Here is a 26,097-nt window from a genome sequence, read left to right as displayed (position 1 = left end):
CACGCACGGTCATCAGAACTTCGTTTTCTCTTTCGCTTCGCCGTCGATGGTCGTCTTGTCCGTCACCTGCGAAGGAACCACCGGCTTGCTGTCTTCGTCGCCGCGCACGCCATCCTTGAAGCCCTTGACGGCCTTGCCAATATCGCCACCCATGTTGCCGAGTTTTTTGGTTCCGAAAACCAACACAACGACAAGCAACACGATCAGCCAATGCCAAACACTCAGTCCACCCATCATTTTCTCCTGTCGAGGCACACGCGCCCGAATTCGCGAAAGCTTACGCCGCGTATTCTACGCGATGCCGGGCATTCCTGCCGCATTGTCAGCGTTGACCGGTCCACGGACGGGGGCCGCCGATCATGTGCAGGTGCAGGTGATAGACTTCCTGGCCGCCATCCGGACCGCTGTTGATGAGTGTCTTGTAGCCGCCGGCCGGCTTGCCGCCGGCATCGTAGGTGACTTCGCAGCCGTGCTCCTTGGCAAGTTTTGGCGCCAGCGCCAGCAGCTTGCCGAGCAGTACGCCGTGCGATTCGTTGCATTCGGACAAGGTTGCAACGTGCACCTTGGGAATGACCAGCAGGTGCACGGGTGCGGCCGGATGGATATCCTTGAACGCCAGCAACTCTTCATCCTCGTAGACAATGCTCGATGGAATTTGCTTGGCGGCGATTTTGCAAAACAGGCAGTCGGTCATGGACAGTTTCCGTAGAGTTAGAAATAAGAGGACCTCGAGAAACCGTAGCGAGCGGTGCAAGTTTCGTCCGGGACGCGCAGTCCGAGAAGCGCAGCCGTACGAAGGTACGGTGAGCATCGCAGGGCGAAAATTGCGCCGCGCAGTAGGTTTATCGGGGGTCCCCAGGGCGGGCGGCTTTTTCGGCCAGGCCGGACAGGCCTTCGCGGCGCGCCAGCTCGTCGAGCACCTGCTGCGGCGAGAGGTCGAATCGGGCCAGCAGCACCATCGAATGGAACCACAGGTCGGCGCATTCGTACAGCACTTGGGAAGCATCGCCATCGACGCGCGCATCCTTGGCGGCCATCACCAGCTCGGTGGCTTCTTCGCCGATCTTTTTCAGGATCGCGTCGTCGCCCTTGGAAAACAGGCGCGACACGTACGAGGTGGCCGGGTCGCCGCCGTTTTCGAGCTTGCGCGCTTCGATCGTTTGCGCCACGCGGGCGAGGGTCTGGCTCATGGTGTGCCCTTCATGGGGTGCTATTCTTGGGATTGGCGTAAATCGTTTGCGGATCCTGCAGCACCGGTTCGACCACCTGCCAGTCGCCGCTTTTGGCGTCGCCCTCGAACTTTTGATAGAAGCAGGAATGGCGGCCGGTGTGGCAGGCGATTGCGCCGGCCTGCTCGATTTTCAGCAGGATCACGTCTTCATCGCAGTCGAGGCGGATTTCCAGCACCTTTTGAATGTGGCCCGATTCTTCACCCTTGTGCCACAGCTTCTTGCGCGAGCGGCTCCAGTACACCGCCTCGCCCAGTTCGACCGTGCGCGCCAGCGCGTCGCGGTTCATCCAGGCGAACATCAGCACATCGTTGGAACCGGCTTCCTGGGCGATCACCGGCACCAGGCCGTTCTCGTCCCAGCGCACCTTTTTCAGCCAGCTGAAATTGGCCGCACTACTCGTTATCGTTGGTGTCATGTTCAATCCAGACGCATCGGAATGCCCTGCGCGGCCATGAAGCGCTTCGCTTCGCCGACCGTATGCTGGCCGTAGTGGAAAATACTCGCCGCCAGGACCGCGTCGGCCTTGCCGACCTTGATGCCGTCGGCCAGGTCTTGCAGGCCGCCCACGCCGCCCGAGGCGATCACGGGAATCCCGATCGCGTTCGACACGGCGCGGGTCAGGCCCAGGTCGAAGCCGACCTTGGTGCCGTCGCGGTCCATGCTGGTGAGCAGGATCTCGCCGGCGCCGAGGCGCTCCATGTTCATCGCCCATTCGACCGCATCGAGACCGGTGGCGCGGCGCCCGCCATGGGTGAATACTTCCCACTTGCCGGGCGCGGTCTGCTTGGCGTCGATGGCCACCACGATGCACTGCGAACCGTGCTTTTGCGAGGCCTGGAACACCAGGTCGGGATTGGTCACGGCCGAGGTGTTCATGCTGACCTTGTCGGCGCCGGCGTTGAGCAGGCGGCGCACGTCTTCGACCTTGCGCACCCCGCCGCCGACCGTCAGCGGAATGAACACGGTGGAGGCCACCGCTTCGATGATGTGCAGGATCAGGTCGCGCTCGTCCGAGGACGCCGTGATGTCGAGGAAAGTGATTTCGTCGGCGCCCTGCTCATCGTAGCGGCGCGCGATTTCGACCGGGTCGCCGGCATCGCGCAGTTCGGTGAAATTGACGCCCTTGACGACGCGGCCATCGGTCACGTCGAGGCAGGGAATGATACGTTTTGCGAGCATGGTGTGTTCTTCCGGCTTACGCCAGGTCGCCTTCGGTGAGTTCGTCGGCGCGCGCCTGGGCTTCGGCCAGGTTGATCGTACCCTCGTAGATCGAACGGCCGCAGATCACGCCTTCGATGCCCTCTTCCTGCACCGCGCACAGCGCTTCGACATCGCCCAGGTTATGCAGGCCGCCGGAAGCGATGATGGGAATCCTCACGGCCTGGGCCAGCTTGACGGTCGCTTCGATATTGATCCCGCCCATCATGCCGTCGCGGCCGATGTCGGTGTAGATGATCGATTCGACGCCGTAGGCTTCGAACTTGGTGGCCAGGTCGATCACTTCGTGGCCGCTCATCTTGCTCCAGCCGTCTGTTGCGACCTTGCCATCCTTGGCGTCCAGGCCGACGATGATGTGGCCGGGGAAGGCGCCGCAGGCGTCGTGCAGGAAGCCGGGGTTTTTGACGGCGGCGGTGCCGACGATGATGTAGGTGATGCCGTCGTCGAGATAGCGCTCGATGGTGTCGAGATCGCGGATGCCGCCGCCCAGCTGGACGGGGATCTCGTCGATATCGTTATCGACGGCGAACTCCTGCACCACCTGCAGGATCGATTTGACGGCGGCTTCGTTTTTCGGCTTGCCGGCGAAGGCGCCGTTCAGGTCCACCAGGTGCAGGCGGCGCGCGCCCTGCTTGAGCCAGTGCAGCGCCATTTCGGCGGGGTCTTCGGAGAAGACGGTGGCAAGTTCCATATCGCCCTGTTTGAGGCGAACGCAGTGACCGTCTTTGAGGTCGATGGCAGGAATGAGCAGCATGATCGGTTATCGCTTAGTTGGGTTGGGTGATTGGGTGACCGGATGACAATCAGGGATTCCAGTGGACGAAGTTCTTGTACAGCTGCAGGCCGGCACCGGCGCTTTTCTCCGGATGGAACTGGGTCGCGAAAATATTATCGCGGGCGACGGCGCAACAGAACGGCGCGCCGTAATCGGTTTCGCCGGCGGTGAGGCTGGCATCGTCGGGCTGGACATAGTAGCTGTGCACGAAATAGAAGTAGCTATCGTCGAGGATACCCTGCCACAGCGGATGCTGGCGCACTTGTTTGACGCGGTTCCAGCCCATCTGCGGAACTTTGAAGCGCGAGCCGTCCGGCTGCAGGCGGCCGTCGAGCTGGAAGCGCACCACTTTGCCGGGCAAGAGGCCCAGGCCGGGGGTGTCGGCTTCTTCGCTTGCGTCGAACAGCATTTGCTCGCCGACGCACACGCCCATCACGGGACGGCTTGCGGCGGCGCGCAGCAGGGCTTCCTCGACGCCGGACTGGCGCAGGCTGGCCATGCAGTCGCGCATGGCGCCCTGGCCGGGCAGCACGATCCGGTCGGCCGAATCGATATCGGCCACATCGCCGGAGATGAGTACCTTGGCTTCAGGAGCGACGGCACGCAGGGCTTGCGCCACCGAGCGCAGGTTGCCCATACCGTAGTCGACCACAACAATTTTATTCATAGCAATTCAGGTTCTTAATCGGAGACAGACGCGCTTTCTACCGTCGTCCCCGCGAAGGCGGGGATCCATAGCACATTGGCGAATCGGCGGTGCTATGGGTTCCCGCCTGCGCGGGAACGACGGCGACGATGACGTTACAGACTACCTTTAGTCGACGGGATCGTGCCAGCCGACCGCGCATCGCGTTCGGCCGCCATGCGCAGCGCGCGCCCGAAGGCCTTGAACACGGTTTCGCACTGATGGTGCGCGTTCTCGCCGCGCAGGTTATCGATGTGCAGCGAGACCAGCGCGTGATTGACGAAACCCTGGAAAAATTCATGCGCCAGGTCGACATCGAAATTGCCGATCATCGAGCGCTTCCAGGGCACGTGCATTTCCAGCCCCGGACGGCCGGAAAAATCGATCACCACGCGCGACAGCGCTTCGTCCAGCGGCACGTAGGCGTGGCCGTAACGGCGGATGCCCTTCTTGTCGCCGATCGCCTTGGCCACCGCCATGCCGAGCGTGATGCCGGTGTCTTCCACCGTGTGGTGGGCGTCGATGTGCAGGTCGCCCACGCACTCGATATCGAGGTCGATCAGGCCGTGGCGCGCGATCTGGTCGAGCATGTGGTCCAGAAAAGGCACGCCCGTGTTGAGCTTTTGCTGGCCGGTGCCATCGAGGTTGATGGCGACGCGGATTTGCGTCTCGTTGGTGTTGCGCGTGATGCTTGCGGTGCGGTCTGCGGTGAGGTCTGCGATGTTCATGGGGAGGCTCGGTTAGTGCGAAGTCAGCGATGCCTTGACGGCATCCAGGAAAACAGCATTTTCTTCAGGTGTGCTCACGGTCACGCGGATGCATCCGCCCAATCCGTTCATTTTACTCACATTTTTGATCAGTACCTTGGCCGCGTCGAGCCGTGCGACGGCGGCGTCGGCGTCCGGCAGGCGCACCAGCAGGAAGTTGGCGGCCGACGGAAACACGGTCACGCCGGGCAGCGCGCCCAGGTCGGCCGCCAGTTTTTCGCGCGCTTCGATCAGCAGGGTGGCCTGGTCGTTCAGCACCTCGATATGATCGAGCGCGAATTCGGCGGCGGTCTGGGTCAGCACATTGATGTTGTACGGCGGGCGCACCTTTTCGAATTGCGCCAGCAGCCTGGGGGCGGCGGCCATGTAGCCGAGGCGAATGCCGGCCAGGCCCAGTTTCGAGACGGTGCGCATGACGACCAGGTTCTCGAACTCGGGCAGGCGCTCCATGAAGGAGGTGCGCGCGAACGGGCCGTAGGCTTCGTCGACGACGACGATGCCGGTGTCGCCGACGGCGCGGATGATCTCGACCATCTCGCCGGGGTCGAACAGGTTGCCGGTCGGGTTGTTCGGGTAGGCCAGGAACACCAGCGCCGGCTTGTGCTCGGCGATTTTGGCAAGCATGGTGGCTTTGTCGAGCGTCATGTCGGCGCGCAGCGGCACGCCCACGAAGTCGGCGCCGGCCAGCATGGCCGAGCGCGAAAACATCACGAAGCCGGGCGTCGGCGCCAGGATCGCCGGGTGGCGCGTGCCGCCCGAAACGGCGGTGGCCATGATCGAGATCAGCTCATCGGAGCCGTTGCCGAGAATGACGTCGTAACCGCTTGGTACGCCCAGGCGCGTGCAGATTTTATGTTTGAGCGCGGCGTTGCTTGGCAGCGGATAGCGGTTCAGGACCGCGCCGGCCAGGCGCCGGCCCAGTTCTTCGCGCAGGTGGGCAGGCAGCGAGTACGGGTTCTCCATCGCGTCGAGTTTGATGTAGCCGTCGGCGTCGGCGACGACGTAGGCGTGGTCGGCCTGGACCTCGGGACGGATCGTGTTGGCGATCAGCGTGTCGATGAAACTCATGCTGCTTTGCTCCTTAAGTTACCGTCATTCCCGCGCAGGCGGGAATCCAAGTTCGTACCGTAGCCGTCGGCGGATCGGCGAACTTGGGTTCCCGCCTGCGCGGGAACGACGGCGCTGGCGGTGGTGGTGGGAATGACAGTTCTAAGCATTTTCAGCCTTCGCGGTCTTTTTGGGCGGTTTGCGCTTCTTGACCATTTCCTGCTCCGGCGGCGAAGCCAGGCGCGCGGCGATGATGTCGCAGTAGGCGGCATTGAGCTCGAAGCCGACAAAATTGCGCCCGCAACGCTTGGCCGCCATGGCGGTGGTGCCGCTGCCCATGAACAGGTCCATCACCACGCCGTCCGGCGGGCACGATGCCTTGACCATGCGCTCGATGATCTCGAGCGGTTTCTGGGTCGGGTGGTCGGCGCGCTCCGGGTGTTCCTTGTGCAGGCGCGACACGCTCCACAGGTCCTTCGGGTTGTAGCCCACTTCCAGCCATTTGGCGCCGACGAAAATCGAGCGCGAACGGGCCTTCTTGGTGGCGGCGTCGTAGGGAATGCGCACCGCGTCCAGATCGAAGTAATAGTCCTTGCGGTTCACAAAAAAGCCGATGGTATCGTGCACCGAACTGAAACTCCTCACGCTGCCGCCCATCGACGGCACCCGGCGGTCCCAGATAATTTCGTTCATCATCGTCATGCGCTGCTTGAGCATGACAAAAATCTCGGGCGAAAAGCGCCACGTCAGGAAGATGTACAGGCTGCCGTTGGGCTTGAGCTTGGGCAGCGCCCTGGAAATCCATTGCTCGGTCCAGGCCAGGTAATCGGCCACGCTTTGCTGGTCGGAGTCGTTGCCGTAGTCCTTGCCGAGGTTATATGGCGGGTCGGTCAGAATCAGGTCGATGGAACCATCCGGGATGCGCGAAAGTCCACTCAGCGCATCCTCGCAAAATACCTGATTGAGCCAGTCGCTCATGCCGACGGTCGCAATCGGAGTTCGGCGCTGCGGGCGTGCGCCTGCAAGCCTTCGCCATAGGCCAGTTCGGCCGCGACCTTGCCGAGCGTTTGCGCACCGGCTTCGCTGACGAAAATGACGGACGAACGCTTCTGGAAGTCGTACACGCCAAGCGGCGACGAAAAGCGCGCGGTGCGCGAGGTCGGCAGCACGTGGTTCGGACCGCAGCAGTAGTCGCCCAGCGACTCGGACGAAAAACGCCCGAGGAACATGGCGCCGGCGTGGCGGATCTTATCGGCCCACTGCTGCGGGTCCTCGGCCGAAATTTCCAGGTGCTCGGCGGCGATGGCGTTGGCGATGTCGCACGCTTCCTGCATGTCGCGCACCTTGACCAGCGCGCCGCGGTCGGTCATCGAGGTGCGGATGGTGTCGGCGCGCGGCATGGTCGGCAGCAGCTTGTGGATGCTCGCTTCGACCCTGGCAATGTAACCGGCGTCGGGGCACAGCATGATCGCCTGCGCCAGTTCGTCGTGCTCGGCCTGCGAGAACAGGTCCATCGCGACCCAGTCCGGGTCGGTGCTGCCGTCGCACAGGACCAGGATTTCGGACGGGCCGGCGATCATGTCGATGCCGACCGTGCCGAACACGCGGCGCTTGGCCGCGGCCACATAGGCGTTGCCGGGGCCGACGATCTTGTCGACCGGGGCGATGCTGGCGGTGCCGTAGGCCAGTGCGCCAACTGCTTGCGCACCGCCGATGGTGATCACGCGCGTCACGCCGGCAATGGCGGCGGCGGCCAGCACCATCTGGTTCTTCACGCCGTCCGGGGTCGGCACCACCATGATAATCTCGGCCACGCCAGCCACCTTGGCCGGCACGGCGTTCATCAGCACCGACGACGGATAGGCCGCCTTGCCGCCCGGGACGTAGATGCCGACCCGGTCGAGCGGGGTGATTTTCTGGCCCAGCACTGTGCCATCGGGTTCGGTGTAGGTGAAGCCGCGCAGTTCTTCTTTTTGCCGCTCGTGGAACACGCGAATCCGTTCGGCGGCCGTTTCCAGCGCCGCGCGCTGGGCTGCCGGCAGCCCATCGAGTGCGGCCCGCAGTTCGGCTTGCGGCACGTCGAAGGCGGCCATGCTGGCGGCGCCGCCGGGAATGCGGTCGAATTTGTTGGTGTACTCAAGGACGGCGGCGTCGCCACGATGTTTGACGTCATGCAGGATCGCCGCCACCGATTTTTCAATCGCTTCATCGGTGGACGCTTCGAAGGCCAGCAGGGTATCGAGGCGTTGTTTGAAGTCCGGCTGGGCCGAATCGAGGTGGCGGATCTGGATGGTCATGATAGTCGTTTCTAAATCTTTAGTTGTTCAGGCGCGACGCGCGTTCGAAGGCGTCGAGAATCGGTTGCAGGCGCTCGCGCTTGAGTTTGAGCGCGGCCTGGTTCACCACCAGGCGCGATGAAATGTCCATGATCTCTTCGACTTCGACCAGGTTGTTGGCGCGCAGGGTGCTGCCGGTGGAGACCACGTCGACGATCGCGTCCGACAGGCCGACCAGGGGCGCCAGTTCCATCGAGCCATACAGCTTGATCAGGTCGACGTGCACGCCCTTGGCGGCGAAGTGTTCGCGCGCGGTCTGGACGAACTTGGTGGCCACGCGCAGGCGCGCGCCCTGGCGCACCGCCTTGTCGTAGTCGAAGCCGGCGTTCACCGCCACCGACATGCGGCATTTGGCGATGTTCAGGTCGATCGGCTGGTACAGGCCTTCGCCGCCGTGCTCGAGCAGCACGTCCTTGCCAGCCACGCCGAAATCGGCGGCGCCGTACTGCACGTAGGTCGGCACGTCGGACGCGCGCACGATGATGACGCGCACGTTCGGATCGTTGGTCGCCAAAATCAGCTTGCGCGAGGTCTCCGGGTTTTCGGTGACGGTGATGCCGGCCGCTTCGAGCAAAGGCATGGTGTCGTCGAAGATGCGGCCCTTCGACAGCGCCAGGATCAGCTGGGAGTTGGCCGGGTTACTGAATGTGCTCATCGTGTCTTCTTTATTTGATGCGGACGATATCGGCGCCCACCGCCGACAGCTTCACTTCCATGCGGTCGTAGCCGCGGTCGAGGTGATAGATGCGGTCGATGATGGTGGTGCCTTGCGCGGCCATGGCGGCGATCACCAGCGAGGCCGAGGCGCGCAGGTCGGTCGCCATCACAGGCGCGCCCACCAGCTTGTCGACGCCCTTGACGTGGGCGGTGTTGCCCTCGGTCTGGATCGAGGCGCCGAGACGGTTCATCTCCTGCACGTGCATGAAGCGGTTCTCGAAAATCGTTTCGGTAATGCGGCTGCTGCCCGAGGCGATGGTATTGACGGCCATGAACTGGGCCTGCATGTCGGTCGGGAAGCCCGGATACTCCGTGGTGCGGAACGACACCGGCTTCGGGCGGCCGCCCATCTGCGCGCGGATCGAATCGGGACCCATGGTCATGACCAGGCCGATCTCGCGCAGCTTGTCGAGCGCCACGTCAAAATAGTCGGTGCGGGTGTTCTTGAGCAGGAGGTCGCCGCCGGTGGCCGCCACCGCGCACAGAAAAGTAGCCGCTTCGATGCGGTCGGAGATCACCGCGTGCCTGGCGCCGTGCAGTTCGGCCACGCCCTGGATGACCAGGCGGTCGGTGCCGATGCCCTCGATTTTGGCGCCCATGGCCACCAAGAGGTTGGCCAGGTCGGTCACTTCCGGCTCGCGCGCGGCGTTTTCCAGAATCGTTTCGCCGTCGGCCAGGGTGGCGGCCATCAGCAGGTTCTCGGTGCCGGTGACGGTGATCATGTCGGTGCGGATACGGGCGCCCTTGAGCTTCTTGCACTTGGCGTAGATGTAGCCGCCTTCGATGGTGATCTCGGCGCCGAGCGCCTGCAAGCCCTTGATGTGCTGGTCGACCGGACGCGAACCGATGGCGCAGCCGCCCGGCAGCGAGACCTTGGCTTCGCCGAAGCGCGCCAGCAGGGGACCGAGCACCAGGATCGAGGCGCGCATGGTCTTGACCAGCTCATACGGCGCTTCCAGGGTGGTGATGGCGCTGCCGTTGAGGGTCACGCGCTCGTCGTCCTGGGCCACCTTCAGGCCGGTCTGGGCCAGCAGCTTGAGGATGGTCTTGACGTCGTGCAGGCGCGGTACGTTCGACAGTTCGAGGTCGCCCGAGGTGAGCAAACCGGCGCACAGAATCGGCAAGGCCGCGTTCTTGGCGCCCGAAATGACGATTTCCCCTTCGAGGCGCTTGCCTCCGACCACTTGGAGCTTGTCCATGCTTGTTATCCTTTTATCCTTGGTATTCTTCTGGGGTGAGCGTTTTCATCGACAGCGCGTGGATTTCTTCGCGCATGCGCTCGCCCAGCACAGCGTAGACGATCTGGTGGCGCTGGATCGGGCGCTTGCCGGCAAACGCCGGCGAGACGATGACGGCGGTGAAGTGCTGGCCGTCGCCGTCCACTTCAAGGTGGGTGCATTCGAGACCGGCGCTGATGTAGCCGTGAATAAGTTCTGGTGTGGTAGCCACGATAGGTTCCTCTGATTAGTGGCGCAGGTTGTAGCCGCGCTTGAGCAGGTTGATGGCGATACCCGCGAGGGCCGCGAAGAAGGCCGACACGATCGCAAGGCTGGTCCACGGCGAGACGTCGGACTGGCCGAAGAAACCGTGACGGAAGCCGTCGATCATGTAGAAAAACGGATTGAAATGCGACACGGTGAGCCAGAACGGCGGCAGCGAGTGGATCGAGTAGAACACGCCGCTCAAGAACGTGGCGGGCATGATCAGGAAGTTCTGGAACGCGGCCAGCTGGTCGAATTTTTCGGCCCAGATGCCGGCGATGACGCCCATGGTGCCGAGGATCGCGGCGCCCAGCAGCGCAAAGGCCAGGATCCACAGGGGCGCGGAAAACGACAGCTTGGCGAACCACACGGTGGCGATGAACACCCCGGCGCCGACCGTCAGGCCGCGCACCACGGAGGCCAGCACGTAGGCCGACAGGATCTCCCAGTGCGACAGCGGCGGCAGCAGGATGAATACCAGGTTGCCGGTGATCTTGGACTGGATCAGCGAGGACGAGGAGTTGGCGAAGGAATTCTGCAGCACGCTCATCATCACCAGGCCGGGAATGAGGAAGGCGGTGTAGTTCACGCCGCGCACGTTGACGTGCCCTTCGAGCACGTGGCCGAAGATCAGCAGGTACAGCATGGCCGTCAGGACCGGCGCGGCCACGGTTTGCGTGGCCACCTTCCAGAAGCGCAGCATTTCCTTGTAGAGCAGGGTCTGGAAGCCCACCGAAAACATGTTCATAGTGCGCCCTTGTCCATAATCTGCAGGAAGATGTCTTCCAGGTCGGCCTGCTGCAGCTGCATTTCGTCGATGACGGCGCCGCTCTCGCGCAGGCGCGCCAAAATCTGTTCGACTTCGCCGTATTCGTTCACGCGCAGGCTGTATTTCATGCCGCCGCCATTGCCATTGCCGTTGTCACGTTCGTCGTGCGACACCAAATGGCGCAGGTCTTCCGGCAGGCTGCCGCTGGCCAGGTGCACGATCAATTGCGAACCCGAGATGCGGCGGATCAGGGCCGACATGGTGTCGAGCGCGACCACCTTGCCGCCCTTGAGCATGGCCACGCGCTGGCACATCGCTTGCGCTTCTTCCAGGTAGTGGGTGGTCAGCACCACCGTGTGGCCTTCCTTGTTCAGGCGCGAGATGAACTTCCAGAGCGTCTGGCGCAGTTCGACGTCGACACCGGCGGTCGGCTCGTCGAGCACGATCACGGGCGGCTTGTGGACCAGCGCCTGGGCCACCAGCACGCGCCGCTTCATGCCGCCCGAGAGCGCGCGCATGTTCACATCGGCCTTGTTGGTCAGGTCCAGATTGCCCATGACCTCGTCGATCCATTTGTCGTTGTTTTTCAGGCCGAAATAGCCCGATTGCAGACGCAAGGTTTCGCGCACCGTGAAGAAAGGATCGAACACCAGTTCCTGCGGCACCACGCCGAGCTTCTTGCGCGCTTCGCGGAAATCGGTGACGACATCGTGGCCGTGAATGGCGACCGTGCCCGCATCGGGGCGGATCAGGCCGGCGATGGTGGAGATCAGGGTGGTCTTGCCGGCGCCGTTGGGGCCGAGCAGGCCGAAGAACTCGCCTTCTTCAATCGTCAGGGAGACGCCACCCAGGGCTTTGAGGGCCTTGTAGCTTTTCTCGACGTTGGTAATTTGAATCGCTGTCATGCGTCTTTTTTGGGTGAGCAAATGTCTATACAGCATGCAGAGACATTGCGGGGTGAGCCGTCAATTATAGGGGAAATCGGGAGAAACAGAGTTGCCCGGAGTTACAGGCAGGGGGAGTGGAGAGGCGCGGGCGCCTCCCCAAAGGCAGGATCAATGGTGGTGCAGGTTGGCGGGAGTGTCCACCAGGAAGGCATCGACGCCGTACAGCGCGGCCAGGCTTTTCAGGCTGTCCGGAAGATTGACATAGGACAGCACCACGCCGGCGCTGCGCGCGGCGCGCTGCCAGGCGAGCAGGACCGCGACCGCGGACGAATCGGCCACCTTGACGGAGCCGAAATCGAACACGGTCTGACCCGCCGTGATCGCATCGTAACCCTGGACCAGTGCCGCCTTGGCGTTGTGCACGGTCAGGGTATCGATGTTCTCGAGCTTATTGGTTTGAACCACGATGTTGGTTTGAACCACGGTGTTGGTTTGAACCATACTATTTGAGTGGCTTGGCCAGCGGCTTGGCGGCCAGCTTCTTGTTGCGCTCGGCCAGGGTCTTGATCAGGCCATCGATGCCGGACTTGTTGATTTCGGACGCGAACGTGCCTTTGTAGGTTTCCACCAGCCACGCGCCCAGCACGTTGATGTCGAAAATCTTCCAGCCGGCCGGGGTTTGCGCCAGGCGATAGTTGAGGGTGACAGGCTCGCCGCGGGCGACGTTCACTTGCGAACGCACTTCGACTTCCTTGTCTTCCGGCGCGGCGCGCAGCGGTTTGAACTCGACGGTTTCATTCTTGATCTGCGACAGCGCGCCCGAGTAGGTGAAGATCAGCAGGGTGCGGAACTCGTTCGAGAGCTGCTTTTGCTGCTCGGGCGAGGCATCGCGCCAGGCGCGGCCGGCGGCCAGCTGGGTCATGCGCATGAAGTCAACGTGCGGCAAGATCTTGCTTTCGACCAGGTCCATGACCTTTTTCTGGTTGCCGGCCTGGATATCCTTGTCGGTCTTGGCGGTGTCGATCACGTCGGCGCTGATGCGTTTGACGAGCGCGTCCGGTGCTTCGGCAGGGGCGGCGGCGATGGCGCTGGTGGCAACGGCCACCGTCGCGAGGGCGATAAGTTGTTTGATCAGTTTCATAAGCTCTTTTCGAAAAGGTTGCGTGTTTTACCCGTACTGGACTGTGCGTTGACAGCCCAGTTTAACGGTTAACTACTTCGAGGGCGTTTCGGATGACACAGCCGGTGCGGCAGGGGCCGGCGTGGACGCTGGCGTCGCAGGGGCCGCATCGCTAGCCGGCGCGTCGTCGGCGTAGGCGGCGCGGATGCTCTTCGCGTCGGCCGGACCTTCGTTGGCCTCGTTCAATGCCTTGCGCGAGCTTTCGCCATCGAACACCTGGCCCTGGCGGCGCTGCAGGAAGCCGTCGCGGATGAATTCGTAACGGTCGAGGGCGGCTTCTTCCATGAGGTTCGAGGCGTCCAGGATGTTGGCGCGCGCATCGATCACGCGCACCACCGTGCCGATGTTGCGGGTCGAGGACGGATCGACGTGGGACCAGCCGTTGGCGGCCATGTCGACCGGCAGGCCGGAGGTATCGCGCACGGTCGATGGACCGAGCAGCGGCAACATCAGGTACGGGCCGCTCGGCACGCCCCAGTAGCCGAGGGTCTGGCCGAAGTCTTCGTTGTGCTTTTTGAGGCCCGCTTCGGAAGCGATATCGAACAGGCCGCCGATGCCGAAGGTGGAGTTGAGCGCCACGCGGGTCCAGTCGGACATGCCTTGCTCGCCCTTGCCTTGCATCAAGTTGTTAGCGCCGGTCCAGACATCGGACAGGTTGCCGAAGAAATTGTTCACGCCGGTTTGCACGAAGCTCGGCAACACCTTCTTGTAGGCGGTGGCGGCCGGTTTCAGCGCGGCCTGGTCGATGGTGTCGTTCAACTTGAACATCGTGCGGTTGAACGGCTCGAGCGGGTCGCGCGGGTTGTTGGTGGCGCAACCGCTCAAGGTGGCAATGGCCACCAGGGCGGCAGCGCTGGCGCGCCAGGTCGGGGCGCGGTTCGGCTTCATGAATGTCATTGCTCTTATTCCTTTCCGTCAGCCGCCTTGCTGTAGATGAACTGATTAATCAGGTCTTCCAGCACGGTGGCAGATTGGGTCGTGGTGATCCGGTCACCATTGACCAGCTTGTTGGCATCGTCGTTACCTGCCTGAATACCGATGTACTGTTCACCGAGCAGGCCGGCAGTGAGGATTTTGAGCGAGCTATCTTTCGGGAAGTTATAGCCCGTCTCCAATTCCAAGGTTACCAGCGCCTGATAAGTTTTGTCATCAAACTTGATATCGCCCACGCGCCCGACCACCACACCGGCGCTTTTCACCGGTGCCTGCGGCTTGAGCCCGCCGATATTGTCGAACTTGGCCTGGACCAGATAGGTCTTGCCGAACGACAATGTACTCATATTGCCGGCCTTGAGGGCGAGGAACAGCAGCGCTGCCAGACCCAGCAGAACAAACAGGCCGACCCAGACGTCGATGGATTTACGATGCATTTGATTTCCTAACTCGTGTTATGCGGCGCTGTGTGCCGCCAGATTCAATAGTTGAACGGTATTTAGTTAAACGGTATTTAGTTAAACATTATCGCGGTCATCACGAAGTCCAGACCCCACACGGTCAGCGACGCGATCACAACGGTACGGGTGGTGGCGCGCGACACGTCTTCCGGCGTTGGCTGGGCCTGGTAGCCCTGGAACAGCGCGGTAAAGGTAACGGCGATGCCGAACACGAAGCTCTTGATGATGCCGTTGACGACATCATGCTGCACATCCACGTTCGCTTGCATCTGCGACCAGAACGCGCCCTCGTCGACGCCGATCAGCTGCACGCCGACCAGGTAGCCGCCAAGCACGCCGACGGCGCTGAAGATGGTGCCGAGGATCGGCATCGCAATGACGCCGGCCCAGAAACGTGGCGCCAGCACGCGCTGCACCGGGTTAATCGCCATCATTTCCATGGCCGAGAGTTGCTCGCCGGCTTTCATCAAACCGATTTGCGCGGTCAGCGAGGTCCCGGCGCGGCCGGCGAACAGCAGGGCGGTCACGACCGGCCCGAGTTCGCGCACCAGCGCCAGCGCGACCACCTGGCCGAGCTTCTGTTCGGCGCCGTAGGGCGTGAGGGTAATGTAACCCTGCAGGCCGAGCACCATGCCGACGAACAAGCCGGAGACGATGATGATCACCAGCGAATGATTGCCGATGAAGTGAATCTGCTCGGAAATGAGGCCCGGACGGCGCAGCGCGCCCGGGGTCACGCCCAGCAGGGTGAAGAAGGAGCGGGTCGCGAAACCGACGCTGGCGATGTTTTCGCGCACGGACTGGCCGACGGCGCCGAAGAAGTTAGCGATCACTTGCGCTCTCCCAGGCCCAGGTCCTCGGCCAGCGACTTGCCGGGATAGTGGAACGGCACGGGGCCATCGGGCGCGGCGTTGACGAACTGCTTGACGTAAGGGTCGTCGGACACGCGCATGTCGGCCGGCGTACCCTGGGCAACAATCTTCCCAGCGGACATAAAGTACACATAATCAGCGATCGCGAAGCACTCGTGCACATCGTGCGACACCAGGATCGAGGTGGAGCCGAGTGCATCGTTGAGCCTGCGGATCAGGTTGGCGGTAACGCCCATCGAAATCGGATCGAGGCCGGCGAAGGGCTCGTCGTACATGATCAGTTCCGGGTCGAGCGCGACGGCGCGGGCCACGGCCACGCGGCGCGCCATGCCGCCGGAAATCTCGGCCGGTTTCAGCCTGGCGGCATTGCGCAGGCCGACCGCGTTGAGCTTGAGCAGCACCAGGTCGCGGATCAGCTCTTCGGGCAGGTCGGTATGTTCGCGCAGCGGGAAGGCGACGTTTTCGAAGACGGTCAAGTCGGTGAACAGGGCGCCGAACTGGAACAGCATGCCCATTTTGCGGCGCAGGCGGTACAGATTATCGGTATCGAGTTCGTGGACGGTTTCGCCGGCGACGCTGACGAAGCCCTTTTGCGGGCGGATCTGGCCGCCGATCAGGCGCAGCACCGTGGTCTTGCCACAGCCGGAACCGCCCATGACGGCCACGACCTTACCGCGTGGGAAGTCCATCCGGAGGTTCGACAAGATCGAACGGTCGCCGTAAGAAAAATGTAGATCGCGGATTTCGACAAGATTAGACACGGCGCTGTTCATATTTGGGAATGGCGTATTGTAGTGCAGAAAGGGCAATCTCTGCTGAGAGGCCCCCGATCCAGCATGGGTGCCCGAGGTCAGAATACAACACTACTGAACGGCGGGTCAGATATTTTCGAGGCTAAGTCCTTGTTTTTGCTGGGATAGCGGTGCGGAAGGAATTGGTTCGAAGGCGGACTTATTACTCCGGCCCAACAATGCGTTTATGTAACTTTACATTACTTCATGCATACAACAGCGTGGAAATAGGTGAAAAAAGAGACACTTCGCCGGGTGTCTCGCCGGGTGTCTCGCCGGGTGTCTCGCCGGGTGTCAGGTCTGACATTCGGACACTCGCCGGGTGTCAGGTCTGACATTCGGACACAGGCCCGGCTGTAAAAATCGCATGGCGGTTTTCTAAAGCTGAGCTCGTGTCCGAATGTCAGACCTGACACCGGGGTTGAAGGCTCGGCTCGTGTCCGAATGTCAGACCTGACACCGGTGGTTTTAGCGGGGGAGGACGGATTCGCCCATCAGGAATTCGTCGACGGCACGGGCGCACTGGCGGCCTTCGCGGATCGCCCACACGACCAGCGACTGCCCACGGCGCATGTCGCCGGCGACGAATACCTTCGGCACCGACGTGGCGTAGCAGCCGTCCCCATCGGTCGTGGCCTTGGCGTTGCCGCGCGCATCCTTCTCCACGCCGAAGGCGTCCAGCACCTGCTGCACCGGCGAGACAAAGCCCATCGCCAGCAGCACCAGGTCGGCCTTCATCTCGAATTCGGAATTCGGCACTTCGATCATCTTGCCGTCTTTCCATTCGACACGGCAGGCGATCAGCTTCTCGACCTTGCCGCCCTTGCCTTCGAAACGCTTGGTCGCCACCGCCCAGTCGCGCTCGCAGCCTTCTTCGTGCGAGGACGAGGTGCGCAGCTTGGTCGGCCAGTACGGCCACACCAGCGGCTTGTTTTCCTGCTCGGGCGGCTGCGGCATCAGTTCGAACTGGGCCACCGAGGCGGCGCCGTGGCGGTTCGAGGTGCCGACGCAGTCCGACCCGGTATCGCCGCCGCCGATCACGACCACATTCTTGCCGCTGGCCTTGATCTGGTCCTTGAGCTTGTCGCCGGCGTTGACCTTGTTTTGCAGCGGCAGGAAGTCCATGGCGAAATGCACGCCCTTGAGCTCGCGCCCAGGCACCGGCAAGTCGCGCGGCTGTTCGGCGCCGCCAGCCATGACGATGGCGTCGAAGTCGTTTGCCAGGTCTTCCGGGAAAATCGTTTCCTTGGCCCAGTTGTTGACCGAGGCCGGGAAGTCTTTGCCGACCAGCACGCTGGTACGGAAGGTCACGCCTTCGGCTTCCATCTGCTTGACCCGCAGGTCGATGTGGCTCTTTTCCATCTTGAAGTCGGGAATGCCGTAGCGCAGCAGGCCGCCGATGCGGTCGCTTTTCTCGAACACGGTGACGGCATGGCCGACGCGCGCCAGTTGCTGCGCCGCCGCCAGGCCGGCCGGACCGGAGCCGATGATCGCCACTTTCTTGCCGCTCAGTTTTTCCGGCGGCTGCGGCACCACCCAGCCGTGCTCCCAGCCGGTGTCGATGATCTTGTGCTCGATCGATTTGATGCCGACCGGGTCGTTGATGATGCCGAGCGTACAGGCCGACTCGCATGGCGCGGGACAAACCCTGCCGGTGAATTCGGGGAAGTTATTGGTCGAGTGCAGGTTTTCCAATGCGGCGCGGTAGTTGCCGTGAAAGACCAGGTCGTTCCAGTCGGGGATGATGTTGTTGACGGGACAGCCGCTGTTGCAGAAAGGGATGCCGCAATCCATGCAGCGCGCCGCCTGCACCTTCGCTTGCGGGTCGCTCAGGTGGAGAACGAATTCCTTGTAGTTCTTGACGCGCGCCGCAGGCTCGAGATAGCCCTCGTCCTGACGCTTGAATTCCATGAAGCCGGTGATTTTACCCACGATGTTTTTCCTTGTGTTCTATGCGGCGGGCACCTGGTGCCCGCCCGGACTGTCTTAGGCAGCGATCTTGGCGACCGTATCGATCTTGTCGTTCGCTTCTTCCATGCTGCTGTTGTGCAGTTCTTCCAGCGCCCGCTTGTATTCGGTCGGGAAGACTTTGACGAACTTGGCGCGGCCTGTCGCCCAGTCGTCCAGCAGGTTGCGCGCGCGGGTCGAGCCCGTGTGCTTGAAGTGGCGTTCGATCAGGCGCTTGAGGATGGCTTCGTCCGATTCCGGATCGCTGGCGCGGCTCTGGCTGTGCCAGCCGGCGCGGTCGCCCTGCTCCTTGGTGCTGAGCACGCGCTCCAGATTGACCATGGCGGTGTTGCATTTCTTCTCGAAGTCGCCCAGCGGATCGTAGACATAGGCCACGCCGCCCGACATGCCCGCCGCAAAGTTGCGGCCAGTCGCGCCCAGCACCACGACGGTGCCGCCGGTCATGTATTCGCAGCCGTGGTCGCCGCAGCCTTCGACAATCGCGGTGGCGCCGGAGTTGCGCACGGCAAAGCGTTCGCCCGCCACGCCGTTGAAGAAGGCTTCGCCGGCAATCGCGCCGTACAGCACCGTGTTGCCGACGATGATGTTATCCACCGCCCAGCCACGGAATTCGGTGTTGGGACGCACGATGATGCGTCCGCCCGACAAGCCCTTGCCCACGTAATCGTTGCCCTCGCCCACCAGGTCCAGGGTGATGCCGGCTGCCAGGAAGGCGGCGGCGGACTGGCCGGCCGTGCCTTGTAGCTGGATGTGGATGGTGTCGTCCGGCAAACCGGCGTGGCCGTAGCGCTTGGCCACTTCGCCCGAGAGCATGGTGCCGACGGTGCGGTTGACGTTGCGCACCGGCGAGATAAAGGAGACGCGCTCGCCTTTTTCCAGGGCCGCTTTGGCCTGGGCGATGAGCTTGTGGTCCAGGGCTTTTTCGAGGCCATGGTCCTGTTCTTCGACCTGGCGCACGGCGCCGCCGGCCGGCACTTCCGGCTGGTAGAAAATGTTGGAAAAGTCCAGGCCACGGGCTTTCCAGTGGCTGATGGCTTTCGATTTGTCGAGCAGGTCGACCCGGCCGATCAGTTCGTCGTAGCTGCGGATGCCGAGCTGGGCCATCAACTGGCGCGCTTCTTCGGCGACGAAGAAGAAATAGTTCACCACGTATTCAGGCTTGCCCGAGAACTTGGCGCGCAGGATTGGGTCCTGGGTCGCCACACCGACCGGACAAGTGTTCAGGTGGCATTTGCGCATCATGATGCAGCCTTCGACCACCAGCGGGGCCGTGGCGAAGCCGATCTCGTCGGCGCCGAGCATGGCGGCGATGACGACGTCGCGCCCGGTTTTCATCTGGCCATCGGCCTGCACGCGGATACGGCTGCGCAAGCCGTTCAGCACCAATGTCTGTTGCGTCTCTGCCAGACCGAGTTCCCACGGCGTACCGGCGTGCTTGACCGACGACAATGGCGATGCGCCCGTGCCGCCGTCATGGCCGGCAACGACCACGTGGTCGGCCTTGGCCTTGGTCACGCCTGCGGCGACCGTGCCGATACCCACTTCCGAGACCAGCTTGACCGAGATCGAGGCGCGCGGATTGGCATTTTTCAGGTCGTGGATCAATTGCGCCAGATCTTCGATGGAATAGATATCGTGGTGCGGCGGTGGCGAAATCAGGCCCACGCCCGGCACCGAGAAGCGCAGGCTGGCGATGTATTCGGTCACTTTGTGGCCCGGCAACTGGCCGCCCTCGCCCGGCTTGGCGCCCTGCGCCATCTTGATCTGGATCTGGTCGGCCGAGTTCAGGTACTCGGCGGTGACGCCAAAGCGGCCCGAAGCGACCTGCTTGATGCGCGAACGCAGGGAATCGCCTTCCTGCAAAGGAATATCGACCACCACATTCTGCTCGCCGATGACGGAGGCCATCGTTTCGCCCTGCTTGATCTTGATGCCTTTCAATTCCTTGGTGTAGCGGAACGGATCTTCGCCGCCTTCGCCCGTGTTCGACTTGCCGCCGATGCGGTTCAGGGCGATGGCCAGGGTGGCGTGGGCTTCGGTGCTGATCGAGCCCATCGACATGGCGCCGGTGGCGAAACGCTTGACGATCTCTTTGGCCGGTTCGACTTCGTCGAGCGCAATGGCTTTGGTCGGATCGAGTTTGAACTCGAACAGGCCACGCAGTGTCAAATGACGACGGCTCTGGTCATTGATGATCTGCGCGTATTCCTTGTAGCTCGAAAAATTGTTGCTGCGGGTGGAGTGCTGCAGCTTGGCGATTGCGTCAGGGGTCCACATGTGTTCTTCGCCGCGCACGCGGAAGGCGTATTCGCCGCCGGCATCCAGGGCGTCGAGCAGCAGCGGATCGTTGCCGAAGGCCAGGGTGTGCAGGCGCAGGGCTTCTTCGGCCACTTCGAACACGCCGATGCCTTCGACGTTCGAGGACGTGCCCTTGAAGTATTTGTCGACCAGCGACTTGTTCAGGCCGATGACTTCGAAAATCTGCGCGCCGCAGTACGACATGTAGGTCGAGATGCCCATTTTGGACATCACCTTCATCAGGCCCTTGCCGACGGCCTTGGTGTAGTTATAGATGGCGGTCTCGCCCGACATCTCGCCGCTCATGCCCTGGGCCAGTTCGATCAGGGTTTCCATGGCCAGGTAGGGGTGAACGGCTTCGGCGCCGTAGCCGGCCAGCAGGGCGAAGTGGTGGGTTTCGCGGGCCGAGCCGGTTTCGACGACCAGGCCGGTGGAAGCGCGCAGGCCGCGCGCCACCAGGTGCTGGTGCACGGTCGAGGTGGCCAGCAGGGCCGGGATGGCGACCTGTTCGGCCGAGACGGCGCGGTCGGAGACGATCAGGATGTTGTGGCCGGACTTGACCGCGTCCACCGCTTCCGCGCACAGCGAGGCGAGCGAGGCTTCGATGCCTTCCTTGCCCCAGGCGACCGGGTAGCAAATGTTCAGCTCGTACGACTTGAACTTGCCGCCGGTATGGGCGCTGATGTTGCGCAGGCGCGCCATGTCGTCGAAACCGAGCACCGGCTGCGACACTTCAAGGCGCATCGGCGGGTTGACGTTGTTGGTGTCCAGCAAATTCGGCTTGGGGCCGATGAAGGAGACCAGCGACATGACCATGGCTTCGCGGATCGGGTCGATCGGCGGGTTGGTCACTTGCGCGAACAGTTGCTTGAAGTAGTTGTACAAGGGTTTCAGCTTGTTGGACATGACCGCCAGCGGCGAATCGTTGCCCATCGAACCGGTGGCTTCTTCACCGAGCACGGCCATTGGTGCCATCAGGAATTTCAGGTCTTCCTGGGTGTAGCCGAAGGCTTGCTGGCGATCGAGCACGGTGGCCGGGGCTTTTTCTCCCTGGGCCAGCGTGCCGTCCTTGGCGCGGTTGTGGCCGAGCTGGCTTTCCTTGAGCTTGATCTCGTTGAGCTTGATGCGCACCGAGTTGATCCATGCCTTGTAGGGCTTGGCGTTGGCGTAGGTGTCTTTCAATTCCTTGTCGTCGATGATGCGGCCCGCTTCCAGGTCGATCAGGAACATCTTGCCCGGCTGCAGGCGCCATTTCTGGATGATTTTCGATTCCGGAATCGGCAGCACGCCCGATTCGGAGGCCATCACGACCAGGTCGTCGTCGGTGACGATGTAGCGCGCCGGACGCAAGCCGTTGCGGTCGAGGGTGCCGCCGATGTGGCGCCCGTCGGTGAAGGCCATGGCGGCCGGACCGTCCCACGGTTCCATCATGGCGGCGTGGTATTCGTAGAAGGCGCGGCGGTTGTCGTCCATCATGGTGTGATTTTCCCAGGCTTCGGGGATCATCATCATCATGGCCTGGGCGATCGGGTAGCCGGCCATGATCAGCAGTTCGAGGGCGTTGTCGAAGCAGGCGGTGTCGGACTGGCCTTCATAGATCAGCGGGAACAGCTTTTGCAGGTCGTCGCCCAGCACGGCCGACTTCATCACGCCTTCGCGCGCGCGCATCCAGTTGAAGTTGCCTTTGACGGTGTTGATTTCGCCGTTGTGGGCGATCAGGCGGTAGGGGTGGGCCAGCGGCCATTCCGGGAAGGTGTTGGTCGAGAAACGCTGGTGCACCAGCGCCAGTGCCGAGATGCAGCGCGGATCTTGCAGGTCCTTGTAATAGACGCCGACCTGGTCGGCCAGCAGCAAGCCCTTGTAGACGATGGTGCGGGCCGACATCGATGGCACGAAGAATTCTTTACCGTGCAGCAGTTTGAGCGCCTGGATCGCGTGGCCGGACGACTTGCGGATCACGTACAGCTTCCGTTCGAGCGCGTCGGTGACCATGATGTCCGGGCCGCGCCCGATGAAGATCTGGCGGATCACCGGTTCCTTGCCGCGCACGGTCGGCGACATCGGCATGGTGTCGTCCAGCGGCACGTTGCGCCAGCCGAGCACGACCTGGCCTTCGATGCGCACGGCGCGCTCGATTTCTTGCTCGCAGGCGATGCGGGAAGCGTTTTCTTTCGGCAGGAATACCATGCCGACGCCGTATTCGCCCGGCGGAGGCAGTTCCACGCCCTGCTTCGCCATTTCGTCGCGGAAGTACTGGTCCGGGATCTGGATCAGGATGCCGGCCCCGTCGCCCATCAGCTTGTCGGCACCGACAGCGCCCCGGTGATCCAGATTCTTCAGGATCAGCAGGCCCTGCTCGATGATGGAGTGGCTCTTGTTGCCCTTGATGTGGGCGATGAAACCGACGCCGCAGGCATCGTGTTCATTGGATGGATCGTACATTCCTTGGGCAATCATGCGCATTCTCCACAGCTTTTTAAAATCGAACACCAACATTAGTGCAATGCAGCAGAATGGGCAAGCGGATTAATTAGGGTCAGAGTCCAATTAATCGCGCTGGCGTCGCTCCGAAAATTTAATAGGGACACAGTCAGTCGATTGTCGCGTTTATGCCTTGCGGCTAGCTGGGAAAAGGGTTTTTGGCGTTTCTGGCAGGCGAAAAAAAACGCCCAGCGGGCGTTTTCAGGGGGCGGGCGGCTTGATTTTGAACGGTCTGCCGCGCTTGGCGGGTAGTACCTGGCGCTTGGCGCGGTGTTGCAATTCTGTCTTAAAGGCATCGGAACCGAGCGGCCAGCCCTTGAGCACGGCACCGTTGATCTGGTCGAGCTGCTCGCGCGTCAGGGCTGGGCGGCTCAGTTCGATATAAGCGGCTTCGCGCTGGAAGGGAGTGTTTCCCAGCGCCCAATACAGGGCGTGGTCGGTGATCACATTGTCGGGCTGGGCGCCGGCGTGGTGCGGGTAGCTCGACCACGGGTAGTCCAGCGGATCGGAAACGAGCTCGCTGCGCACCGGGTTGTGTTCTATATAGCGGCTGCACAGCAGGAAGTAGGCGGCGGCGTCGATCAGCGAGGTTTTGAAGCGGCCCTGGAACAGGCTGCCGCTGCGGCCGTACTTGGCGTTGAACCAGGGAACATAGTAGCGGCCGACGCGCTGCATGGTCTGGGCCAGGCCTTCCAGCGTCGATGGGGAAGCGAGCAGGTGCAGGTGGTTGGGCATCAGCACGTAGGCGTGGATGGCGACTTTGAATTCCCTGGCGCTATCTTTCAGCCAGCCGAGGAAGCGCTGGTAATCGTCGGCTTCGCGGAAAATCAGCTGGCGGTCGTTGCCGTGCTGGATGATGTGGTGCGGCTGGTTGGGCAGGACGAGACGGGGAAGGCGGGCCATGGTGGTATGAAAAGGAAGCGGAGCGCCGTATTTTACTGAACTGTCGCGACTCTGTCCCTCATTAAATACAGGCTCATGCTGATGATGCGTGGCTATGTCCCTATTTATGACGCGGCGGCGGTGTCCACGTCGCCGCCACAGTTGATCCCAAAGGCCATCATGTCGTCAAATGCCGCGTGACGAAACCACGATACGAGACAGATCGCGGTGAAACCTGAGGGCTCGGCAGTCATTTTGTTGCCCGGTCGAGCGGCAAGCGATCGCGGCGAGCGGCAATGTCGGCGCTGTCATTGCGGCGACGCGCGCATCGCCCGGCGCCGGAAGTGGCGCGCCGGCAATGGTGGACTGGCACAAGGCGGCGCGATGTAACCGGTTACGCGAGGGTGAAGCCGGCGGACAGGCTGTAGCCTTCGCCGTAGGCGCTGCGCAGGGGCAAGTCCTGGCCGAGGCCGGAGCGCGCTTTCTTGCGCAAGCGGTAGACCAGCATGTCGACCCGGCGGCTGGCGTCCGGATCGTCGCCGCCCATGCCGGCCACGATCACCTGGCGCGGCACCGGACGGGTGTTGAGCGTGAGCAGGTGCAGGAAGTTGCACTCTTTCTCGGTCAGGTCGATCACCGCCCCCATCAGTTCGAGCTGGCGCGCACTGACGCGCAAGGTCCATTTGCTCGGCAGCTGGGCGGCCGGCTCGGGCGGACGCACGCGCCGGTCCAGCGCCTCGATATGCGCGGCCAGTTCCGGAAACTTGATCGGCTTGGTCAGGTAATGGTCGGCGCCCAGGCGCAAGCCCAGGATGCGGTTGTCGAACGCGACGCGCCCGGTCAGCACCAGCAGGCCGATTTCGGGATACAGCTGGCGCATGCGCGGAATCACATTGAAACCGTCTTCGTCGGGCAAGCCGAGGTCGAGCACGACCACGGCGGTCGGGGTCTTGGTCAGGGCCGCCCACATGTCGGCGGCGGTGGTCGCAATCATTACTTCATGGTTGAGTTCCGTCAGAAACTCCGCCATATCGCCGGCATAGTCGCCGTTGTCCTCAACAATCAATATCTGCGTCATGGGTTGGCCATTTTCTTCATTTCATTACCCCGTGCTTCCCTACTTGCGCGCGGTGCCTTCCCTAGTGTGTTGATTACCGGAATTATCACTGCTGCTACCTTCTGGCGCAACTCTTTTCCCCGCCGCGCGTTGCGCGGGGAGCCAGATTTTGAACACCGGGCCCGACAATGTCACATTTTGAACATCGATGGTGCCTCCATGCACTTCGACGACCGACCGCGCCATGTACAGGCCGAGGCCGGAACCCGCACCCACGGCGTTACTCCCACGACAACCCTTGCCAAAGATCGTGGCCGTTTCCGCTGGCGGCACGCCCTGGCCGCGATCGCGCACGGACAGTTCGATGCCGTCCTTTGTCGCGTGCCCGGCCAGGATGATGGGCTGTCCGGGCGGCGAATATTGCAGCGCGTTGTCCACCAGCACCTTCAACGCCAGGCGCAGCGCGCTCGGCTGGGCGCGAATCAAGGGCGGCAAGCCGCTCGATTCGACGCGCGCAATGCCCCCTGCCGCGCTGACCTGGGCCGCCGCTTCCTGCAACAGCAGCTCGGGCGAGACGGTGTCGGGCTGGCGCGCGCTGCCGATCTCGTCCATGCGGTCGGGCGACAGGTACTGGTCAAGCATACCGATCAGCCGGTCCACCGCACCCTGAATCTTGCGGTAACGCTGGCGGGTCGGCTCGTCGGCGTGCGTTGCGGTCGCCTCCAGGCGCTGGATGGCGCCGTCGATGGTCGACAAGGGCGTGCGAAATTCATGGTTCAGCATGCTCGCAAAGCGACGCGTTTCCTCGGCCCGCGCGCGCTCGGCACTGGCGTCGACCAGCACGCCGACCAGCGCGCACGGCTTGCCGCTGGCGTCGGTCAGCAAGGTCGAGCGCACCTCGAGCGGGACCGTGCTGCCATCCGGACGCAGCTGGTCGACACGGCGCAGCAGCTCGCGCCGGCTCTGGTCGCCGGCGGTGAAGCGAGCTATACGTTCCGGCAATCCCGCGCACAGAGCGGCCAGCGGCGACTCCGCCTGCCGGCTGGACAGTTGCTTGATGAAATCGACCGCCTCGTATCCGAGCAGGTCCCGCACCGAGGGACTGATATAGGACAAGGTGCCGGACGCGCAATCGACGATCCAGGCCACATCGCCGCGCAACTCGGCGATGGCGCGAAACTGTTCCACGAGCATGTTGTCGCTGGACCGCACCGACCCTGTGTTTGCCTCGGTGACACTATTGTTCATGGAACGCTTTCT

The 26,097-nt window shown here is 62.7% G+C and carries 27 protein-coding genes; all 27 read right to left on the bottom strand.

Features of this window, described 5'->3' with window-relative positions; translation table 11 throughout:
- Window positions 1–12: 12 nt before the first annotated feature.
- The 27 genes from tatA to F2P45_RS12150 all read right to left on the bottom strand — a co-directional run bounded on the left by tatA (window position 13) and on the right by F2P45_RS12150 (window position 26,085).
- The gene (gene tatA, locus F2P45_RS12280) at window positions 13–234 is read right to left on the bottom strand and encodes a Sec-independent protein translocase subunit TatA (protein WP_166874864.1); all 222 of its coding nucleotides are present in this window, start codon (window positions 232–234) and stop codon (window positions 13–15) included.
- 88 nt (window positions 235–322) lie between these two features.
- Window positions 323–694, bottom strand: a complete 372-nt coding sequence (locus F2P45_RS12275; RefSeq protein ID WP_166874861.1) for a histidine triad nucleotide-binding protein — start codon at window positions 692–694, stop codon at window positions 323–325.
- Window positions 695–842: 148 nt separating this feature from the next.
- Window positions 843–1,190 (bottom strand): phosphoribosyl-ATP diphosphatase, encoded by a 348-nt coding sequence (locus F2P45_RS12270; RefSeq protein ID WP_166874858.1) that lies wholly within the window; start codon window positions 1,188–1,190, stop codon window positions 843–845.
- A 10-nt stretch (window positions 1,191–1,200) separates the two neighbouring features.
- Window positions 1,201–1,647, bottom strand: coding sequence for a phosphoribosyl-AMP cyclohydrolase (hisI, locus tag F2P45_RS12265; protein WP_166874855.1), 447 nt, complete (start codon window positions 1,645–1,647; stop codon window positions 1,201–1,203).
- A 2-nt stretch (window positions 1,648–1,649) separates the two neighbouring features.
- Window positions 1,650–2,411, bottom strand: coding sequence for an imidazole glycerol phosphate synthase subunit HisF (hisF, locus tag F2P45_RS12260; protein WP_166874852.1), 762 nt, complete (start codon window positions 2,409–2,411; stop codon window positions 1,650–1,652).
- 16 nt (window positions 2,412–2,427) lie between these two features.
- Entirely contained in the window at window positions 2,428–3,204 is a 777-nt protein-coding gene (gene hisA, locus F2P45_RS12255) for a 1-(5-phosphoribosyl)-5-[(5-phosphoribosylamino)methylideneamino]imidazole-4-carboxamide isomerase (protein WP_166874849.1), read from the bottom strand.
- A gap of 49 nt (window positions 3,205–3,253) precedes the next feature.
- Window positions 3,254–3,892, bottom strand: coding sequence for an imidazole glycerol phosphate synthase subunit HisH (hisH, locus tag F2P45_RS12250; RefSeq protein ID WP_166874846.1), 639 nt, complete (start codon window positions 3,890–3,892; stop codon window positions 3,254–3,256).
- Between the two features lie 134 nt (window positions 3,893–4,026).
- On the bottom strand, window positions 4,027–4,638 hold the full coding sequence (gene hisB, locus F2P45_RS12245) for an imidazoleglycerol-phosphate dehydratase HisB (protein ID WP_166874843.1): 612 nt from the start codon (window positions 4,636–4,638) through the stop codon (window positions 4,027–4,029).
- Between the two features lie 12 nt (window positions 4,639–4,650).
- Window positions 4,651–5,745 carry a histidinol-phosphate transaminase gene (hisC, locus tag F2P45_RS12240; protein WP_166874841.1) on the bottom strand — a complete coding sequence of 365 codons (1,095 nt, stop codon included), beginning with the start codon at window positions 5,743–5,745 and terminating at the stop codon, window positions 4,651–4,653.
- 141 nt (window positions 5,746–5,886) lie between these two features.
- Entirely contained in the window at window positions 5,887–6,702 is an 816-nt protein-coding gene (locus F2P45_RS12235; RefSeq protein ID WP_166874838.1) for a DNA-methyltransferase, read from the bottom strand.
- Window positions 6,699–8,021: a histidinol dehydrogenase gene (hisD, locus tag F2P45_RS12230; protein ID WP_166874834.1), complete on the bottom strand. Its 1,323-nt coding sequence runs from the start codon at window positions 8,019–8,021 to the stop codon at window positions 6,699–6,701. The genes F2P45_RS12235 and hisD overlap by 4 nt, the downstream gene beginning before the upstream one ends.
- Window positions 8,022–8,040: 19 nt before the next feature.
- A complete protein-coding gene (gene hisG, locus F2P45_RS12225) occupies window positions 8,041–8,715 on the bottom strand; it encodes an ATP phosphoribosyltransferase (protein ID WP_166874830.1) in 675 nt (224 codons plus the stop codon).
- 10 nt (window positions 8,716–8,725) lie between these two features.
- Window positions 8,726–9,976, bottom strand: a complete 1,251-nt coding sequence (gene murA / locus F2P45_RS12220; protein ID WP_166874827.1) for a UDP-N-acetylglucosamine 1-carboxyvinyltransferase — start codon at window positions 9,974–9,976, stop codon at window positions 8,726–8,728.
- A gap of 13 nt (window positions 9,977–9,989) precedes the next feature.
- On the bottom strand, window positions 9,990–10,226 hold the full coding sequence (locus F2P45_RS12215; protein WP_166874824.1) for a BolA family protein: 237 nt from the start codon (window positions 10,224–10,226) through the stop codon (window positions 9,990–9,992).
- 15 nt (window positions 10,227–10,241) lie between these two features.
- Window positions 10,242–11,006 (bottom strand): ABC transporter permease, encoded by a 765-nt coding sequence (locus F2P45_RS12210; RefSeq protein ID WP_166874821.1) that lies wholly within the window; start codon window positions 11,004–11,006, stop codon window positions 10,242–10,244.
- A complete protein-coding gene (locus F2P45_RS12205; protein ID WP_166874818.1) occupies window positions 11,003–11,932 on the bottom strand; it encodes an ABC transporter ATP-binding protein in 930 nt (309 codons plus the stop codon). The genes F2P45_RS12210 and F2P45_RS12205 overlap by 4 nt, the downstream gene beginning before the upstream one ends.
- 150 nt (window positions 11,933–12,082) lie before the next feature.
- On the bottom strand, window positions 12,083–12,379 hold the full coding sequence (locus F2P45_RS12200) for an STAS domain-containing protein (protein ID WP_370663237.1): 297 nt from the start codon (window positions 12,377–12,379) through the stop codon (window positions 12,083–12,085).
- 37 nt (window positions 12,380–12,416) lie between these two features.
- On the bottom strand, window positions 12,417–13,055 hold the full coding sequence (locus F2P45_RS12195) for an MlaC/ttg2D family ABC transporter substrate-binding protein (protein ID WP_166874813.1): 639 nt from the start codon (window positions 13,053–13,055) through the stop codon (window positions 12,417–12,419).
- A 72-nt stretch (window positions 13,056–13,127) separates the two neighbouring features.
- The gene (locus F2P45_RS12190) at window positions 13,128–13,991 is read right to left on the bottom strand and encodes an MlaA family lipoprotein (RefSeq protein ID WP_166874810.1); all 864 of its coding nucleotides are present in this window, start codon (window positions 13,989–13,991) and stop codon (window positions 13,128–13,130) included.
- Between the two features lie 5 nt (window positions 13,992–13,996).
- Window positions 13,997–14,464 (bottom strand): outer membrane lipid asymmetry maintenance protein MlaD, encoded by a 468-nt coding sequence (gene mlaD / locus F2P45_RS12185; RefSeq protein ID WP_166874807.1) that lies wholly within the window; start codon window positions 14,462–14,464, stop codon window positions 13,997–13,999.
- A 77-nt stretch (window positions 14,465–14,541) separates the two neighbouring features.
- Window positions 14,542–15,321: a lipid asymmetry maintenance ABC transporter permease subunit MlaE gene (gene mlaE, locus F2P45_RS12180; RefSeq protein ID WP_166874804.1), complete on the bottom strand. Its 780-nt coding sequence runs from the start codon at window positions 15,319–15,321 to the stop codon at window positions 14,542–14,544.
- A complete protein-coding gene (locus F2P45_RS12175) occupies window positions 15,318–16,121 on the bottom strand; it encodes an ABC transporter ATP-binding protein (protein ID WP_166874801.1) in 804 nt (267 codons plus the stop codon). The genes mlaE and F2P45_RS12175 overlap by 4 nt, the downstream gene beginning before the upstream one ends.
- Before the next feature lie 498 nt (window positions 16,122–16,619).
- Window positions 16,620–18,083, bottom strand: a complete 1,464-nt coding sequence (locus F2P45_RS12170; RefSeq protein ID WP_166874798.1) for a glutamate synthase subunit beta — start codon at window positions 18,081–18,083, stop codon at window positions 16,620–16,622.
- Between the two features lie 54 nt (window positions 18,084–18,137).
- Complete coding sequence (locus F2P45_RS12165; protein ID WP_166874795.1) at window positions 18,138–22,874, bottom strand: glutamate synthase-related protein; 4,737 nt, start codon at window positions 22,872–22,874, stop codon at window positions 18,138–18,140.
- Between the two features lie 225 nt (window positions 22,875–23,099).
- Window positions 23,100–23,801, bottom strand: a complete 702-nt coding sequence (locus tag F2P45_RS12160; protein WP_166874792.1) for a transposase — start codon at window positions 23,799–23,801, stop codon at window positions 23,100–23,102.
- Between the two features lie 373 nt (window positions 23,802–24,174).
- The gene (locus F2P45_RS12155; RefSeq protein ID WP_166874790.1) at window positions 24,175–24,858 is read right to left on the bottom strand and encodes a response regulator transcription factor; all 684 of its coding nucleotides are present in this window, start codon (window positions 24,856–24,858) and stop codon (window positions 24,175–24,177) included.
- Window positions 24,859–24,897: 39 nt separating this feature from the next.
- Window positions 24,898–26,085, bottom strand: coding sequence for a PAS domain-containing sensor histidine kinase (locus F2P45_RS12150; RefSeq protein WP_229505048.1), 1,188 nt, complete (start codon window positions 26,083–26,085; stop codon window positions 24,898–24,900).
- Between the last annotated feature and the right edge of the window lie 12 nt (window positions 26,086–26,097).

Origin of the sequence: Massilia mucilaginosa, from assembly GCF_011682145.1 — a bacterium.
Classification (GTDB): Bacteria; Pseudomonadota; Gammaproteobacteria; order Burkholderiales; family Burkholderiaceae_D; genus Telluria_A; species Telluria_A mucilaginosa.
This window is presented reverse-complemented; position numbering and strand designations above follow the sequence as displayed.